The sequence below is a fragment of the Bacillus cereus genome, assembly GCF_015071065.1.
Lineage (GTDB): Bacteria > Bacillota > Bacilli > Bacillales > Bacillaceae_G > Bacillus_A > Bacillus_A cereus_BA.
On the sequence record NZ_VOVA01000001.1, the window covers coordinates 77732 to 94344 of the forward strand.

A 16613-nucleotide genomic window follows, 5' to 3' on the forward strand; every position below is an offset into this window, starting at 1 on the left:
ATAATTCATTCGTAAAATATATTAATATGTTTCTATATATTCTCTTTAATCTACTAACAACATACATCCAGCTAATATTGGTGTCATAATCATCGAAAACCTTAGAAGCATGCGAGGTGCATAATTTGTAAACTTAGCTCCTATATATGCGCCTAACATTGTCCCGATTAAAACTTGTACTAATAATACATAATCTAAATACCCTTCCGAACTATATCCAAGCCCACCTCCAATTGCGATTGGTAATATAACGAGCATTGTCGTCCCTACAGATTGACGGATTGTTAAACCTAATAGAACTATTAATCCGAGTTGGATAAAAGGTGCTGAACCAATACCAAATGAACCAGCTAAAATTCCAGTCACCAATCCGAGGAATATACATTTAATCACGTTATCTTTCGAAAGTTCTTTATGCCCTTTTAAAGACGACTGTGATCTTTTTTGAAACATAATCAACCGAATAAACATAAAAATTGCCGATAAAAATAACATACCGGCTGTAAACCAATGCAACAGATGTGCTGGTATTAACGAACCAAACTTTGAACCAATATAGGATCCAAACGCACCAAATCCCCCAACAACTCCGCCTATTACAAGCACAACATTCCCTTCTCGGTAATGACTTACTACTCCAGATAATGTCGTAAATGCCATCGCAGTTAAAGATGTTGCAAGCGCAACATGAATAGGGATATGGAATACTAGAGTGAGTATGGCGATGATAAATCCTGCTCCTCCTGCTCCGACAAATCCTAATAAAACTCCCATTAATAACATTGTTATAATAATTGTCACATACTCCCCCTCCAATACCCCAATTATCTATCATATACACACTTCTATACAAACAAAAAGCACCCTAAACGGATGCTTTTACTACTTTTCTATATTGATAATATGTACTTAATCTTGATTAATCAAAATTACAGCTGGTCCAGAGACAACAACTCCGGCCACTTCTATCTTTTCAAATTCATTCACTGTAATAGATATAACCCCTTCTCTTTCCATCAATTCCTTACTCAGGACATCAGTCGGTATCGCTTTCACCGTCTTACCTCCTTTTCGTTTTATACAAAATTACAAAAAACTACCCAATGCATCTAAATATATGCATCACCCCCGCTTTCATTCCTTATTCCAGTCAAAATTCACATCCCCTTTCTATAACATATTGAAAAATAAAAAAGCACTCGCTAAAGCGAATGCCTTTCTATTATTTACTTCTCTATTACTTTTAACATTCTATTAATAAATGCTGCCGATTCTCCACGTGTTGCAGAACCTTTCGGCATAAACTCATTGTTCTCATTTCCTTTTACAATTCCAAGTCCATAAACACGTTGGACAGCTTGTTTATCATACGCTAAATTTTGATCCGTAAATGGTAATTGAACTAAATTACCTTTAATATTTTTGTATTGTAACGCTCGATCAATCATAATGACAGCTTCATCACGTTTAATCGTATCATTCGGTGCAAACAGGTCATTCCCTCGTCCACTTATAATTCCAGCACTAGCTGCACGATTAATACCATCTACTAGCGATGGATGTGCTGTGTTTAAATCTTTGAAATTCGATTTCCCCTCTGGTAATTGTAATGATCTTGAAACTAAATTCGCAAATTCTCCGCGTGTTACAAGACGTTCCGGCCAATAAGAACCATTTCCATCTCCAACCATAATACCTCTTTTATCTAATTCACGAATATCCGCTTCATACCAACCACCTGTAATATCATCTTTATGATTCGCATCATAATAAGCTTTTGTTCCCTGCAAGAATGGCTCCCATGCATTATTCTTTATCATAATGGCCGGACAATTCTTCCCGCTCCAAAATTGATGTTTTTTCACATTTTCTAAAGGAATGTTTAATTCGCCCATTAAATAAGCCGCTAGTTTGCGAGCATTTTCCACAGCTTTATTATAATCACCATCTTGGTTGACAGCAATTTCAATAGCAATTGATTCTCTATTACCAGTTCCTTCTGCTCCATCTCCAGCATGCCAACCATTTTCATTTAATGGTAGATGTTGATAAATTTCTTTATCATCTACTGTAAAATGCCAAGATGCTGAACGATCAGTCGTTCCTGTTGCTTGACTGTATAAATATTGTGCATGGTTTCTAGCATTTGCTCCAACACTATAATTATCCGTCTCATGAATTGTAATGTATTTTGGTTTCATCGCATAGCCTGGACGAATATTTTCATTTCCTGTTGGTACAATCATTTCCTTTAATGGTACACCGTAAATATCCGTTGTTTTCTCTGCTGATGGCGCTGCATACATAACCGCTTCACGTTTCTTACGAGTTGGGATTGTGCTTTGAATAAGAGATGCTTTTGTACCCTCAAATTTTGCTGAAGGTGAATTAATCCATTTCACCTCATTATCTATTTGGACTTGGAACCACTCTCCAGCTTGTCCAATTGCAATAATTGTTTGTGGCTGTAATACTTTCTCTTCTTTATATGAATTGAATGGTGCGGAATATGTAGCTGTTTCTTCATTAATTACTAACTGTTCATTTGATAAGTGATAAATTTCCTTAACCTCTACGTTTCCTTCACTATTTTGTATCCACCCAGCTCCAGATGATGTTTCAACATAGTAAGCGTTTCCTTTTCGTTTCTCAGCTTTCACTACTTGATTTGAAATCTGAACACCTGTCGCTTTTTGTAAATCAGCAGAATCATATAAAGCAGTTGAATTTATTATATGTACAAGAAAATCTCCTTGCGCTTCATTTGTTATTCCTTTGTCCTCTCCACGCCCATCTTCATCTTTCATATGGGTTTCAATACTTTTTAAAGCTTGCTCGTCAGTTGAAATTGTTACGGTCTTTTCTACTGTGTCAGCATAGGAAAAAGTTGGAATCGTTACTATACTAAATACAATTGATGCAGCTAAAACATTATAAAATCCTTTTTTCATAATAATTATTTAACACGCTTATATCTAAACTCGTGTTAACTTCCCTCCCTAATCTAAAAATTTTAAGGCTATCTAGCAAACTTCTAAACTAAATAACCCTTTACAATATAACAAACTCTATCTCATTCGTATAGATAGGAATGACTACTATTTGCCTACTTTTTCTATATTGGAATATAGAAAAGAAGCTATAAAAGATATAGCTTCCCCTCTCACTATTTCAATCTCGTTGTACCTTATACTCTATAACTCTATCATCTTTATCAAATTGCAAAACAAGACATTCACTATCTATAGAAATGAAACCACGTTCATTCCCAAGATAGTACAAAGTGGTAATTCCCTCTTCCCAACTTCTTGTTTCCATAGGGGCCCCTAATAATTTTGTGATTTCTTCGCTTGATTTCCCTATCAATTTATGCTGCTGTAATAGGTCATCTACCATATGTACTCGTTTTTCTTCATAATTTAACCACCGATCCTGATTAAAGTTTGAAGTATATTTATTTATACTTAATTGTACGGTGCATACTATCAATGGAATGAGACCCACCATCATTATAGTGAACAGTTGTTTCTTACCTTTATCACGTCTTGCCGAAACATGTAAGATAGACTTTTGAATAATAACTAATAAAATAAAAGGCATTCCTACTACAAAAATACTCATTACACTCAATGACATATGAACCATATCAATAACGAAAATAAACACAATGTACATGAATACATACAAACAAAAATAAATGTACAACATTCCCCACAATATAGCACTTTTACCTTTCTCCACCCAGATAACACCTACTTTATCCCGCTATTTGCGGGCAGTTAGACTCCCCACCTCAAAATTCGGCTGTAAAGGATAGGAGTCGGGATGCCCATAAAACCCCACTGATTAAAGCTTTACTTTATTTTTCACTTCGCAACATAATTCATCTGGCCAATCATTTCTCTAATCTTTTGTAGTTCTTGTGCTGTATATATTACTTTACCTGTTAAAATTTCATTTCTGAAAAACGTTACAATTTGCTCTCTATCTTTTAATCTCGGCAATTTTTCATTAGAAAGATCAATAACTTCTTTGCCACTCTCATTTTCAAAATATACAATTGGTTTTACTTTTTCCTTTACAATATCTACTTGCATTTCTTCCAAACAATTATATAAAGTTTGAGATAGTATTTTCGCTTTATACGCTGGATTCCCTTCATTTCTTACTTGCAAAGTTAATGAAGTTCCATCCGTAATAAATTCAAACGTCTCTTCTTTTTCAATTTCATGTTGATACTTACCAATTTCCTCAATCATAAATGAATATATACCAGCATTTTTTCTCGTTAAACCATGAATTAATGTCCCCGTCCATTCTTTCGTCTCAAGTAGATACATGCCAGTTTTACATAAGATGAGGTGGTGGATTCGATTATCATTTATGTCACGTTTATCTCTATATTTATTACTTCTCATAAAAACGTTCGGTATAATATGAAACTCTTCTTCTAGTATTATTCCTTGCTCAACGAAACCTCGCTTCATATAATGTAATGTTTCATGCGCATTCACTTCAGCACCATTTTTGGCATATTCTCGTAAATCCGCAATTAAATTTCGAAACATATGTATTTCATTACTATGTTTATCTTGCATTTCACTACGTTCTTTACTATGTTGAACAGCCAATTGATTTTTCATCATACGCATATTTTCAAGTTCTCTAGCTGTATTCACCTGTAAATCATTATATTTTTTCTGTTCCATATTCTTTAAAGTATCCTGTTGTTCTTTATGCTCTGTAATCGTGGCTGCAATCTCATTTTCATACGTTTCAATCGCTTGTTTCTTTTCAAACTCTACTTGCTGACTCTCTGATTCTAACTGTTTATTTTTATAAAACAGTACAAACACTACAGCTAATAATATTAAAATCCCACCTATTAGCACATAATCCATATTATTACTCCTTTATTTCATTTCCGATTATTTTTAAACATATATCTATTATATTATAATATGCTTTCAATATACACTTTGTAAAAATTATATATTTTTTATAAAAGGTACCTCAGGCGAGATACCTTTTAAGTTCACTTTATTGTACACCATACTGAATATAACTTGAATCATAGTATACCCATTGATTTGTCCCTAAGCAAAGCCATCCATCTTGCTTGCTCCATACTCGATATGATTCACCATGATGTAACTGTCTTATAACATTCCCGTTTAATGATGGAGCGTCTCGCAGATTCACATTATCGCCAGTAATAGTTGCCACATAATGTTTATACTGAATATAACTTGAATCATTATATACCCACTGATTTGTCCCTAAACAGAGCCATCCATCTTGTTCTCCCCAAACTTCATATGATTCGCCACGATTCAATTGGCGAATTACACTAGACTGTAAAGATGGTCCACTTCGTAAATTTACATTATCCCCATTAATTATAGCAACTCCATATACTGGAGTTGCATTATTAGGCGCGGGAACATTACCTCCACCACTTGCTCCATTTCCTTGTAAAGCTTCTAATGAAACAGCCGCTGATACATCACAATTTCCCACACCTGAAATTTGACCAGAATCTGTATACTGCCACGCTGTCCACTCTGTCCATCCACCAGCATCAGCAGGCGGTGTACTAGAATATCTGGAAATCCAAAGTGGAATGTCACTTAACCCGTTAATTCCAAATTCATTAATATACCAAACTCCTGTATATAACATTACATTTTTCCCAGTAGCTTGTTTCACATAATTTACGAAACTTCTTGCCCAATTCGATATAGTCGCACCCGTTAAATTACTATTGCTAGTATCCGTTGGCGATTCTAAATCTAAAACAGGAATTAAGTCCGTCTGATTACTCTGTAATATATTCACAAAATATTTCGCTTCTGAAATTGCATCATTTTGTTCTGGGTGTGCAAAATGATATGCACCGATTAATACATTCGCATTTCTCGCAGCTTGTACATTTTGAACGAAAGTAGGGTCAATATAGTTCACACCTTCCGTCGCTTTTGCATACGCCGCTGGGATGCCAGATGACTTCACAGCATTCCAATCAATGTTTCCTTCCCAATGAGACACATCGATAAACGTAATATTTGAACTGGATCTATTTTGCATATAAAAGCTCCTATCAAATTTTTTTATTCCGTATACAATATGTACAACTTCAGTTAGAGGACACGACGTTTATGCTATAGTAATAAAGTTCTAATATATTTATTTTGTCGAGATGTTTAAGAAAAAAGTGAAATTAAGAATACACTGTCCACCAAAAACCTCATTATATACTTTTAATCCCTCAAAAAAAGACCTTGTAATTACAAGGCCTGTTGCAAACTCCCTTTGTTTTGTAATAAGTACATATTGTAATAAAGTCCTTGTTTACTAAGCAACTCTTGATGTGTTCCTCTTTCTATGATTTCTCCTTCATGCATTACAAATATTTGATCCGCATCTTGGATTGTAGACAATCTATGTGCAATCGCTATCGTTGTTCTACCTTTTCGCATTTGCTGTAATGCCGTTTGGATAGCCTCCTCTGTTTCTGTATCAATATTTGCCGTCGCTTCATCTAATACTAATACTTTCGGATTAGTTGCTATCGTTCTAGCAAAAGCAATCAATTGCCTTTGACCACTAGAAAACGCAGCTCCTCTTTCGACTACTTCTGTATCATATTTCTCTGGTAATTTTTCAATAAACGTATTCGCTTGCACAAATTGCGCCGCTTCTTCTATCTCTTCATCCGTAATCTCTTCATTATACATACGAATATTTTGCTTTACATTTCCTGCAAATAAAAATGCATCTTGCAGCACAAGGCCAATTTTCTTTCGTATTTCTTGTTCTTCAAACTTCTCTAAACCCACTCCGTCTATTACAATATTACCTGATTTAATATTGTAAAATCTCATTAACAAATTCATAATTGTACTCTTACCACTACCAGTGTGTCCAACGAAAGCAACCGTTTGCCCTGGCTTTACGTGAAAAGATACATTTTTTAAAACGTCACGCTTTCCATCATATGAAAAAGTAACATCTTTAAACTGAATTTCCCCGTTAACTACTCGTGGATTTTCACTCCCCATTTGAACAGGAGCTAAATCTTTATCATCCATTAAATGAAATACACGCGATGATGAAACAAGCGCTTGTTGGAAGAAAGATAGTTTCATCATCATCTCATTTACCGGCTGGAAGAAACGATGAATATAGTTAACGAAAGCATATAAAACCCCTACTTCAACAGGACTCTTTAAAGCGTCAATTCCAAATAAACCAAGAACTAACGCAATTGCTACAATATGAACAAGATCTGTTGCTGGACGTAAAAGTAATGCATCTAATTTCAATGTACGACGTCCAGCACTATAATGCTTGTTGTTCACTTCTTCAAACTCTTTTCTCATCCGCTTTTCTTGCCGGAACACTTGAACAATATTCATCCCTTGAATGGACTCATTTAACTTTGCATTTAATACACTCAGTTGATTACGTACCTCTAAATAAAAAGCTGCACTTTTCCGGCGATACAGCACCATCATCGCAAACATAATTGGAATTAATATGAGAGAAAATAGCGCTAATTTTACATCTAGTAAAAACATCGCTACTAAAATCCCTACTAAAAAGACTACATTTTTCACGAATGTTGATAGTACACTAACATAAAAATCTTTAATCGCTTCCGTATCATTCGTTATACGAGATACGAGCGTACCAATCGGCGTACGATCAAAGAAACTTAGTGCCAATTTTTGAACATGTTCATACACTTCAACTCGCATATCTTGAACAATCTTAAAAGCGATATTTTGAAAGTACAATAAGTCTAAATACGTAAATAATACATTTAATAAGTGGGCAATAATATACACTACAAATAGAGTAACAAGTGCTGATTGTTCAAAGTTACGTGGTACTAAGTGGTCATCAAGAAATTGTTTAATTAAAAAAGGACCCATCATTTCAGTTACAGTTGCACCAACTAGAAATAAAAATGCTAATGCTAATAATCCTTTATAAGGTCTCATATAAGAAAGCAATCTCCTTAAATCCCCCCGCTTTTTCTCAGCCATCATACGCCTCCTTTCTCTACCAATGTCTCTAACTGCTGGCTTTCATACATTTCTTTATACCAACCATTTTCGTTCATTAGTTGTTCATGTGTTCCTCGCTGCATAACCTTACCTTCATCAATAACAAGAATAAGATTTGCATGCTGAATCGCACTTAAACGGTGCGCAGTAATAATCGTCGTTTTTTCTGCTCTTTCTCGTTTCAATGCAGTTAATATAGTTTCTTCTGTTTTTGCATCTACAGCTGATAAACAATCATCTAAAATTAAAATTTCAGCATTCGTTAATAACGCACGTGCAATTGAAATCCGCTGTTTTTGACCTCCTGATAGCGAAACCCCTCTTTCACCTACTACCGTTTCATATCCTTCCGAAAATTGAGTAATATCATCATGAATACAAGCAATCTCCGCAGCCCTGCTAATTTCTTTATATGTAGCATCGGCCTTTCCAAAAGCAATGTTCTCCCCAATACTCGCTGAAAATAAAAAATGATCTTGCGGTACGTATGAAATTGCAGAGCGTACACCGTGAAGTGTTAAATCTCGAATATCCCGCTCACCAACTTTTAATTCACCATTAAAGTGATCATACTCGCGAATTAAACATTTTAATAACGTCGTCTTCCCTGCACCGGTACGCCCTACAATTCCTAACGTTTCACCTTTTCTTAAGTTAAAGTAAATATCTTTTAAGTTTAATAGTTCATTCTTTTTATAAGAAAACGAATCAACAGCAAACGAAACATCACCACTTGCTATAGCATGTATAGCATTTTCCTTATTCACTACATCCGAAGTTTGTGAAAGTATTTTCTCCACACGATCATACGAAGCACGTCCACGCTCCATAATATTAAATAGCCATCCAAAAGCTAACATTGGCCATACAAGAGTCCCTAAGTATGTTGTAAATGTTACTAATTCTCCTACAGTTAATTCGCCCCGTACAACTAATAATGATCCGTAACAAATTGCGATTAAAAATGAAAATCCAACAATTAGGGCAATCGTTGGATCGAATAACGAGTCAACACGTGCGACTAGCATATTTTTATGTACGACATCTTCCGATTTCTTCCGAAACGATTGTAAATCCTCTTTCTCTTGTCCAAGTGAGCGAATTACCTTCATCCCACTCATACTTTCTTGTACTTTATCATTGATTTCAGAAAACGATTGCTGTGCTTTATGAAATCTTCTATGTAATAAAGTTCCATAATATTTTGTAGAAATAGCTACAATTGGCATCGGAATTAAACTTAATAACGTTAACTTCCAGCTAATTGTAAACCCCATCGCTACGAGTACACATCCTCCAACAGCTAATGAATCAACGAGTGTTAACACACCTGACCCAGCAGTTTGTTGAATCGCCTGAATATCATTTGTCGCATGTGCCATCAAATCGCCCGTACGACGTGATTGATAAAAGGATGGGCTCATCTTTGTAAAATGCTCATATAAATTCTTTCTCAATTGACGAGCTAGTTTTAAAGAAGATCCAAAAATCATAATACGCCATAAGTAACGTAATATATACATCGTAATTCCTACAACTACTAATAGAATAACCCAGTTCAACAATTTTTCAGACGTTAATGTTCCATTATTAATTTCATCTACTACAATGCCTAGTACTCTTGGCGCTACAAGTTCAAGAAGCGCGACACCAAATAACATAATAATTCCGATTATGTACGCTCGTTTTTCTTGTTTAAAAAACCAAGCTAAATTAAAAAACACTTTCATATTTATCCTCCTCCCTTAAAATGAGCGATATTTTCAGTTTAACAAAAACACAGAATTTTTAAAAGTTTTAAATATCTTTTGCACCCAAAAGAAAAGGGCACTCGGTAAGAGTGCCCTTTTGCGCTTATTTTGTTTGTTGCTTGTTCATCGCGCTCATCATTTGATTGATTTTCTTTTGGGAAGGTTTTTGTCCCATTTGCATCATCATCATTTTTAACATTTGTTCGTTAATTGGTGGATTTTTTTGTAAGTAATTCATCATGTATTTGCGGGCAATGAAAAATCCTAACGCCACGCCTGCTACTAGTGCTACTACGCCCACTAGAATACCTAACCACATTGGCATATCTTTTCCTCCTTCATGTTGTCTACCTTACAGTGTACTAAAACCTTTTCAATAAGACAAGATACTATTCGACATTTTTTTACACATATGTTCGTACTTGTTTGAGAGGATTTAACCAACCGTACTTTTTATTTTCATAATCCATCGCCAAAAATGTTAACTCACACTTTCTAAGCACCTCAAAGAAAGTTGTTTCCATGGATACATTTCCAGAAGTATTCATTCGAATATATTGTGGTTTCACCATTATTTCGCCGTATTCGGCTCCTGTATAAAGCGTATGAGTATGATTTGTTCTTTCATATTTGCCAAGAACACGCAAAGCTTGTTCTAATTTATGATGAAGTTTCATTACTTGTAACGGCATCGTAATATACGTCATTTGTTTATATAATACTTTCTTCTCCGAAAGGGACCCAGATTCTGAAAATCGAGCAAATAAATCAAAAAACAAATATTCACGACCAAAGTAAGCTTTCGCAATATCCTCTTGAATTAAATACAATTCATACGTTTTCATTTTTCCCCTCCCGATCTGGACAACCTTTTCCCTACATTATATAAGAGAAAATTTGCAATGATTGTCTGACTACGGAGAGAGAAAAAACTTTTTCTGTCGAAAAAACTCAATTACATAGAAAAATCTCCCCATGCTGGAGAGATTTTTCTAAAATCATTAAAGCATTTCTTTTACTTTACGAACAACGTTCTCTACAGTAAATCCATACTCTTCCATAATTTTCTCACCAGGAGCAGAAGCACCGAATGTGTCAATACCTAGTACATCTCCATCAAGACCTACGTAACGGTGCCATCCAATTGTAGCACCCATTTCAATTGCGAAACGTTTCGTTACTGCTTTTGGTAGTACAGATTCTTTGTACTCAGCAGTTTGAGCTTCAAAGCGATCCATAGATGGCATGCTAACAACAGCTGCATCAACGCCGTCTGCTGCTAGAGCTTTTTGCGCTTCGATCGCTAAGCTTACTTCAGATCCAGTTGCAATTAAGATTACATCAGCAGTTTCTTTCTTGCTTGCAGAAACTACATATGCACCTTTTGCTACTTTTTCATAAGTATCGTCTTTTGCACCTTCTAATGTTGGAAGATCTTGACGAGTTAACACTAATGCAGTTGGTGTTTTTGTAGATTCTAGAGCTAGTCTCCAAGCTGCAACTGATTCGTTACCGTCTGCTGGACGAATAACAGAAACGTTTGGCATTGCACGAAGTGCTGCTAATTGTTCAACCGGCTCATGTGTTGGACCATCTTCACCAACAGCGATACTATCATGTGTGAATACATACGTTACAGGCAATTGCATTAATGCTGCAAGGCGAATTGCTGGACGTAAGTAGTCAGAGAATACGAAGAACGTACCACCGTAAGTTTTCAAACCGCCATGTAGTGCAATACCGTTCATTGCTGCACCCATCGCAAACTCACGAACGCCGTACCAAATGTTTTTACCGCTGTAATCAGCTCTTGTGAAGTCTTTTTCGTTATTCATGTATGTTTTGTTAGAACCAGCAAGGTCCGCTGATCCACCAAAGAATGATGGTACAGACTCTGCAATAGCATTAATTACAGCACCTGAAGAATTACGTGTTGCTGCTTTTGATCCTAATTCATAAGTTGGTAAGCTTTGTTCCCAACCTTCTGGAAGAAGACCATTCATTGCTGCTTGCAGCTCGTTTGCTAATTCTGGATATGCTTGTGCATATTCACCGAGCATCGTGTTCCATGCAGCTTGCGTCGTTTCACCAACATCTTGTACCGTTTTACGGAAGTTGTCATATACTTCTTCTGCTACATGGAAATCTTGTTCAGCAGTCCAAGCATATGCTTCTTTCGTTAATTTTGTTTCGTCTACACCAAGCGGAGAACCGTGTGAAGCTGATTTTCCTGATTTGTTTGGAGAACCGAAACCAATTGTCGTTCTTACTTCAATTAGCGTTGGGCGTTTTTCGTCAGCTTTCGCTTCTTCAATTGCTTTTGCAATTGCTTCAATATCGTTTCCATCCTCAACACGAATTACTTGCCAGCCGTATGCTTTGTAACGATCTTCTACACTCTCAGAGAATGAACGATTTAAATCGCCATCTAATGAAATATCGTTTGAATCGTATAACACAACAAGACGACCTAATTGCAAATGAGCAGCTAATGAAGATGCTTCAGCAGAAACGCCTTCCATTAAATCTCCATCACCACAAATAGCGTATGTATGATGATCTACTACATTATACGCATCACGGTTATATTTAGCCGCTAAGTGTCTTTCAGCCATTGCCATACCTACAGCAGTTGCAATACCTTGTCCAAGTGGACCAGTAGTTGCGTCTATACCTGCTGTGTGACCATACTCAGGATGTCCTGGAGTCTTGCTTCCCCATTGACGGAAGTTCTTTAAATCATCCATTGTTAGGTCATAACCAGATAGATGAAGTAGGCTGTATAGTAACATTGAACCATGACCTGCAGATAATACGAAACGATCGCGGTTAAACCACGTTGGGTTATTTGGATTGTGTTTCATAAATTGAGTCCATAATGTATAAGCCATTGGTGCTGCACCCATTGGCATTCCTGGGTGACCAGAGTTTGCTTTTTCAATCGCATCAATGGATAATGTGCGAATCGTGTTGATAGAAAGTTGTTCGATTGAATGTGACATGCTATTCTTCCCTTCGCGTATGTTAGTAAACGTTTTATACATTTATATGATAGCTTCCCACGCAAGATTATACAACATGTATCGACAAATATGTTGATGTTTTTTTGATTTTTCATAAAAAAATAGTGATTCCGGGAATGTATGGGTATTCAATATGACATACTTTTTTTATTGTTTTTATTTTAAAAAGAAAGGGAATTATCTGTATATTTATGCAAGTATACTAACTTCTTCTATACCGACTTTTTTTGATAAACACTTAAAAATACAAAAAAGCATCTGACTTCGATGCTTTTAAAATTCGTTAAACAATCCGTTTTCGAATCGAACTTGAAATAAAATCGATTATAATTACCATTAGAATGATGCCCAATAAAATAATTCCCACACGAGACCAATTACGTGAACTCAGTGCAAAAATTAATGGTGTACCAATACCACCTGCTCCAATAACACCTAAAATCGCAGCGGATCGTACATTAATTTCGAACCTGTATAACGTATACGATAGAAAATCCGGTAACACTTGTGGTAATACTGCATACCAAAGTATTTGAAACCGATTTGCACCTGTTGCTATTAACGCTTCCGTCGGTCCCTTATCTATATTTTCAATTCCTTCCGAATATAGTTTTCCTAACATTCCGATAGAGTGTAACCCTAAAGCTAGAACTCCAGCAAAAGAGCCTGGACCAACAGCTTTTATAAATAAAAGAGCCATAACTAATTCAGGAAATGTACGAACAAAACTAAGTACAAATTTTCCAGTTCCTGAAGTTAATTTTCCACTACTCATATTCGTTGCCGCCCAAAAAGCAAATGGAACAGATAAAAAAGCAGAAATAAATGTACCTAATATCGCAATTGCCAACGTATCAATTAAACCATGTAATAAATCTTCACCATCTGGCAAAGATACATACGACCAATCTGGGTTCAATACGCCTGTCATAATTGCTTTTGTAATTTCTCCCGCTGTATTCTTTATTCCCTCGAGCGGGACTCCTGAAAAGGCCCATACATATATAACTGTAAGTGCTATAAAAATAATCCAGCGATATACACTCGGTTTCTTCGGTTTTGGTACGATTATCGTCGTTTTACTCATTATAATTTCTCCCGTAACAATGTACTTATATAATCAATTAGCAATACAACAACAAGGGTATAAATAATAATAGAAGCAGTTTGTTGATATTGTAAAAATCCAAGTGTACGATCATAATATAATCCAATGCCACCTGCTCCTACTAAACCTAGAACAGCTGCTGCACGTACATTCACCTCAAATGTATAAAGTACATAGGAGACAAAGTGCGCTTTCACTTGCGGAATGACCCCATAAACAATCCATTGCACCTTATTCGCTCCTACAGCTGTCATCGCTTCTAATGGACCTGGATCAATTGATTCAATTGACTCATACAATAATTTTGCTACGAGTCCAACCGAGAAACAAGTAAGAGCCAAGATACCTGGAAGTGGTCCTATTCCAAAAATCGCTACAAAAATAGCCGCTAATAATAAATCTGGTATCGTTCGTATAAAATTTAAAATCAATCGAGCTGGACTGTACAAAAATACACTAGTAAATACATTACTTGCCGCAAATAGTGCAAGTGGAATGGCTAAAATCGCCCCTAAAGTCGTCCCAATAATCGCCATACGTATTGTATCTAACATTGCTGTTGTAATAACTTGAAAATAACTCCAATCTGGCGGCACCATTTCTTTCAATAAATCCATCATATTTGGAAAACCAACTACTAGTTTTGAAAATGATGCATCGACCTGTACACTACTACCCCACAACAGTAAAATAACTAGAATAACGGTTAACATATGTTTCAATTTACTCGGCGGCTTCGGTATCGATTTCGAATATATCGTCACTTCATTCATTTAGCTGCCACCTCTAATAATGCACTTTTCTGAGCTACGTCCCCATAAATTTCAGCGAATTTTTCATCCGTTGCCTCTTCTACTAATCCATCAAAAACAATTTCACCAGCATGTAATCCAATAATACGAGTAGCATATTGCCTCGCTAAATCAATAGAATGTAAGTTTACAATTGTCGTAATTCCAAAATCTTCATTAATTTTCTTCAAATCATCCATTACTTGCTTTGTTGTGAGTGGATCTAGCGATGCAACAGGCTCATCTGCCAATATTATTTTTGCTTCTTGCGCCAATGCTCTCGCTATCGATACACGTTGCTGTTGTCCTCCTGATAATTCATCAGCCCGCGCATATGCTTTTTCTGAAATATTCACTCTTTTTAATGCTTGAAATGCAAGCTCCAAATCCTCTTTCGGAAACAGACCTAACGTTGTACGCAATGTCGAATGATATCCAACACGCCCAGCTAATACATTCTTCAGTACCGTTGATCGCTTCACAAGGTTAAAGCTTTGAAAAATCATACCAATATCTCGGCGCATGCGTCGTAATCCTTTTCCTTTTGCAGCAGTAATAGACTCACCTTCAATAATGATTTCTCCTTCTGTAATTTCATGAAGGCGATTTACCGATCTGAGAAGTGTAGATTTTCCAGCTCCGGATAACCCGACCATTACAACAAACTCACCTTTTTGAATTTTCAAGTTTATATTATTCAATCCTTTTGTACCATTCGGATACACTTTGGAGACATTTCGAAACTCTATCACACCTATTACCTACCTTCTATGTATTCTTAATAACCGAAAAACGGCAAACTAACTGAAATCACACACTTTCCAGTTAGTCGCCATTTCCATATGTATTATTGCGTTTTCACTTTCTTTCCATATTCACGAACGATATCAAATTTACTATCATCAGATTTAACATATCCTTCATGTGAGTATACTTCTTTAATGATTTTGTGCCCTTCCTCATTCTTTCCTATTTCAATGAAAGCATCTTGTAATTTCTTGCTCCACTCTGCATCTAAATCAGAGCGTACAGAAATCGTATCGTTTGGAATTTTCTCCGTAAATTTTACTATTTTCGTTTGATCGAATATATTCGGATAATCTTTTTTTACAATATTACGAGCATCTTGGAATACAACAGCTGCATCTACATCACCATTTAAAAGAGCAATAATTGACTGATCATGACCTTTTAATGTAACAGGTTTCACATCTTTCAACGGATCGATTCCCTCTTTTAACAATACAGCCGCAGGCCATACATAACCCGCTGATGATGTTACATCTTGATAGCCAATTTTTTTACCTTTTAAATCTTTTACACTATTAATATTAGAATCCTTCTTAACAACAAACTCTGATTTATAAAAATCTACTAAATCCTTTGTGGGAGCTCCGGTTTCATCATCTACCCCAAAACGTTGCGCCTGTAAAATTACGTTTGCAGCCTTTTTCTCATGCGCTAACACATACGCTGTTGGAGGTAAAAAGCCTACATCTACTTGCTTAGATGCCATCGCTTCTACAATTGTATTGTAATTCGTTGAAATACTAACTTTTACCGGAATGTTTAATTTATCACTTAATAGCTTTTCCAATGGTTTCGCCTTCGCCTCTAACGTATCTGCATTTTGAGAAGGAACAAATTGAACATTTAGCGTCTTCGGTACATAACCTTTTTTCGTATCTTCATTTTTACTTGCACTTGATTCCTTCGTTCCACAGCCACTTAATAATCCCGCTGCTAGTAAAACTGTTGTGCTCATTGCAAAAACTTTTTTCAACATGTTAATGCCTCCATTTTTCGTTGTTATAAAATAACCTTCCGTAAACATGAAGAAATATATCACACATTTTTACAAATAATTG

15 protein-coding genes are annotated in these 16613 nt (G+C 35.9%); all 15 read right to left on the reverse strand.

The genetic code is table 11. The annotated features are described in order from the left end of the window. Nucleotides 1-45 precede the first annotated feature (45 nt). Nucleotides 46-801 (reverse strand): sulfite exporter TauE/SafE family protein, encoded by a 756-nt coding sequence (locus tag FT637_RS00435; RefSeq protein ID WP_193644729.1) that lies wholly within the window; start codon nt 799-801, stop codon nt 46-48. A gap of 108 nt (nt 802-909) precedes the next feature. Further along, entirely contained in the window at nt 910-1056 is a 147-nt protein-coding gene (locus tag FT637_RS00440) for a BC1881 family protein (protein ID WP_193644730.1), read from the reverse strand. Nucleotides 1057-1226: 170 nt separating this feature from the next. After that, complete coding sequence (locus FT637_RS00445; protein ID WP_193644731.1) at nt 1227-2951, reverse strand: S-layer homology domain-containing protein; 1725 nt, start codon at nt 2949-2951, stop codon at nt 1227-1229. A 220-nt stretch (nt 2952-3171) separates the two neighbouring features. Beyond that, nucleotides 3172-3741: a hypothetical protein gene (locus FT637_RS00450; RefSeq protein WP_193644732.1), complete on the reverse strand. Its 570-nt coding sequence runs from the start codon at nt 3739-3741 to the stop codon at nt 3172-3174. Nucleotides 3742-3866: 125 nt separating this feature from the next. After that, on the reverse strand, nt 3867-4901 hold the full coding sequence (locus FT637_RS00455) for a nuclease-related domain-containing protein (protein ID WP_193644733.1): 1035 nt from the start codon (nt 4899-4901) through the stop codon (nt 3867-3869). Nucleotides 4902-5040: 139 nt separating this feature from the next. Further along, nucleotides 5041-6087: a GH25 family lysozyme gene (locus tag FT637_RS00460; protein WP_193644734.1), complete on the reverse strand. Its 1047-nt coding sequence runs from the start codon at nt 6085-6087 to the stop codon at nt 5041-5043. Nucleotides 6088-6287: 200 nt separating this feature from the next. Further along, nucleotides 6288-8051 carry an ABC transporter ATP-binding protein gene (locus tag FT637_RS00465; protein WP_193644735.1) on the reverse strand — a complete coding sequence of 588 codons (1764 nt, stop codon included), beginning with the start codon at nt 8049-8051 and terminating at the stop codon, nt 6288-6290. Continuing rightward, nucleotides 8051-9802 carry an ABC transporter transmembrane domain-containing protein gene (locus FT637_RS00470; protein WP_193644736.1) on the reverse strand — a complete coding sequence of 584 codons (1752 nt, stop codon included), beginning with the start codon at nt 9800-9802 and terminating at the stop codon, nt 8051-8053. The genes FT637_RS00465 and FT637_RS00470 overlap by 1 nt, the downstream gene beginning before the upstream one ends. A gap of 124 nt (nt 9803-9926) precedes the next feature. Further along, entirely contained in the window at nt 9927-10148 is a 222-nt protein-coding gene (locus FT637_RS00475; protein WP_001132292.1) for a YneF family protein, read from the reverse strand. A 79-nt stretch (nt 10149-10227) separates the two neighbouring features. Beyond that, nucleotides 10228-10668 (reverse strand): sporulation inhibitor of replication protein SirA, encoded by a 441-nt coding sequence (gene sirA, locus FT637_RS00480; RefSeq protein ID WP_193644737.1) that lies wholly within the window; start codon nt 10666-10668, stop codon nt 10228-10230. A 156-nt stretch (nt 10669-10824) separates the two neighbouring features. Beyond that, nucleotides 10825-12825 (reverse strand): transketolase, encoded by a 2001-nt coding sequence (tkt, locus tag FT637_RS00485; protein WP_193644738.1) that lies wholly within the window; start codon nt 12823-12825, stop codon nt 10825-10827. A gap of 304 nt (nt 12826-13129) precedes the next feature. Further along, entirely contained in the window at nt 13130-13933 is an 804-nt protein-coding gene (gene phnE, locus FT637_RS00490; protein WP_193644739.1) for a phosphonate ABC transporter, permease protein PhnE, read from the reverse strand. Continuing rightward, a complete protein-coding gene (gene phnE, locus FT637_RS00495) occupies nt 13933-14727 on the reverse strand; it encodes a phosphonate ABC transporter, permease protein PhnE (RefSeq protein ID WP_001006810.1) in 795 nt (264 codons plus the stop codon). Before phnE (FT637_RS00495) ends, phnE (FT637_RS00490) begins: the two co-directional genes overlap by 1 nt. Next, nucleotides 14724-15497 carry a phosphonate ABC transporter ATP-binding protein gene (phnC, locus tag FT637_RS00500; RefSeq protein WP_193644740.1) on the reverse strand — a complete coding sequence of 258 codons (774 nt, stop codon included), beginning with the start codon at nt 15495-15497 and terminating at the stop codon, nt 14724-14726. The genes phnE (FT637_RS00495) and phnC overlap by 4 nt, the downstream gene beginning before the upstream one ends. A 95-nt stretch (nt 15498-15592) precedes the next feature. Further along, a complete protein-coding gene (locus FT637_RS00505) occupies nt 15593-16531 on the reverse strand; it encodes a phosphate/phosphite/phosphonate ABC transporter substrate-binding protein (RefSeq protein WP_193644741.1) in 939 nt (312 codons plus the stop codon). Nucleotides 16532-16613 lie beyond the last annotated feature (82 nt).

Coding starts and splice junctions, on each gene's coding strand:
- FT637_RS00505 (WP_193644741.1), bottom strand. CDS start 16,531: ATGTTGAAAAAAGTTTTTGCAATGAGCACAACAGTTTTACTAGCAGCG.
- phnE (WP_193644739.1), bottom strand. CDS start 13,933: ATGAGTAAAACGACGATAATCGTACCAAAACCGAAGAAACCGAGTGTA.
- sirA (WP_193644737.1), bottom strand. CDS start 10,668: ATGAAAACGTATGAATTGTATTTAATTCAAGAGGATATTGCGAAAGCT.
- FT637_RS00455 (WP_193644733.1), bottom strand. CDS start 4,901: ATGGATTATGTGCTAATAGGTGGGATTTTAATATTATTAGCTGTAGTG.
- FT637_RS00465 (WP_193644735.1), bottom strand. CDS start 8,051: ATGGCTGAGAAAAAGCGGGGGGATTTAAGGAGATTGCTTTCTTATATG.
- FT637_RS00460 (WP_193644734.1), bottom strand. CDS start 6,087: ATGCAAAATAGATCCAGTTCAAATATTACGTTTATCGATGTGTCTCAT.
- FT637_RS00470 (WP_193644736.1), bottom strand. CDS start 9,802: ATGAAAGTGTTTTTTAATTTAGCTTGGTTTTTTAAACAAGAAAAACGA.
- FT637_RS00475 (WP_001132292.1), bottom strand. CDS start 10,148: ATGCCAATGTGGTTAGGTATTCTAGTGGGCGTAGTAGCACTAGTAGCA.
- tkt (WP_193644738.1), bottom strand. CDS start 12,825: ATGTCACATTCAATCGAACAACTTTCTATCAACACGATTCGCACATTA.
- FT637_RS00445 (WP_193644731.1), bottom strand. CDS start 2,951: ATGAAAAAAGGATTTTATAATGTTTTAGCTGCATCAATTGTATTTAGT.
- phnE (WP_001006810.1), bottom strand. CDS start 14,727: ATGAATGAAGTGACGATATATTCGAAATCGATACCGAAGCCGCCGAGT.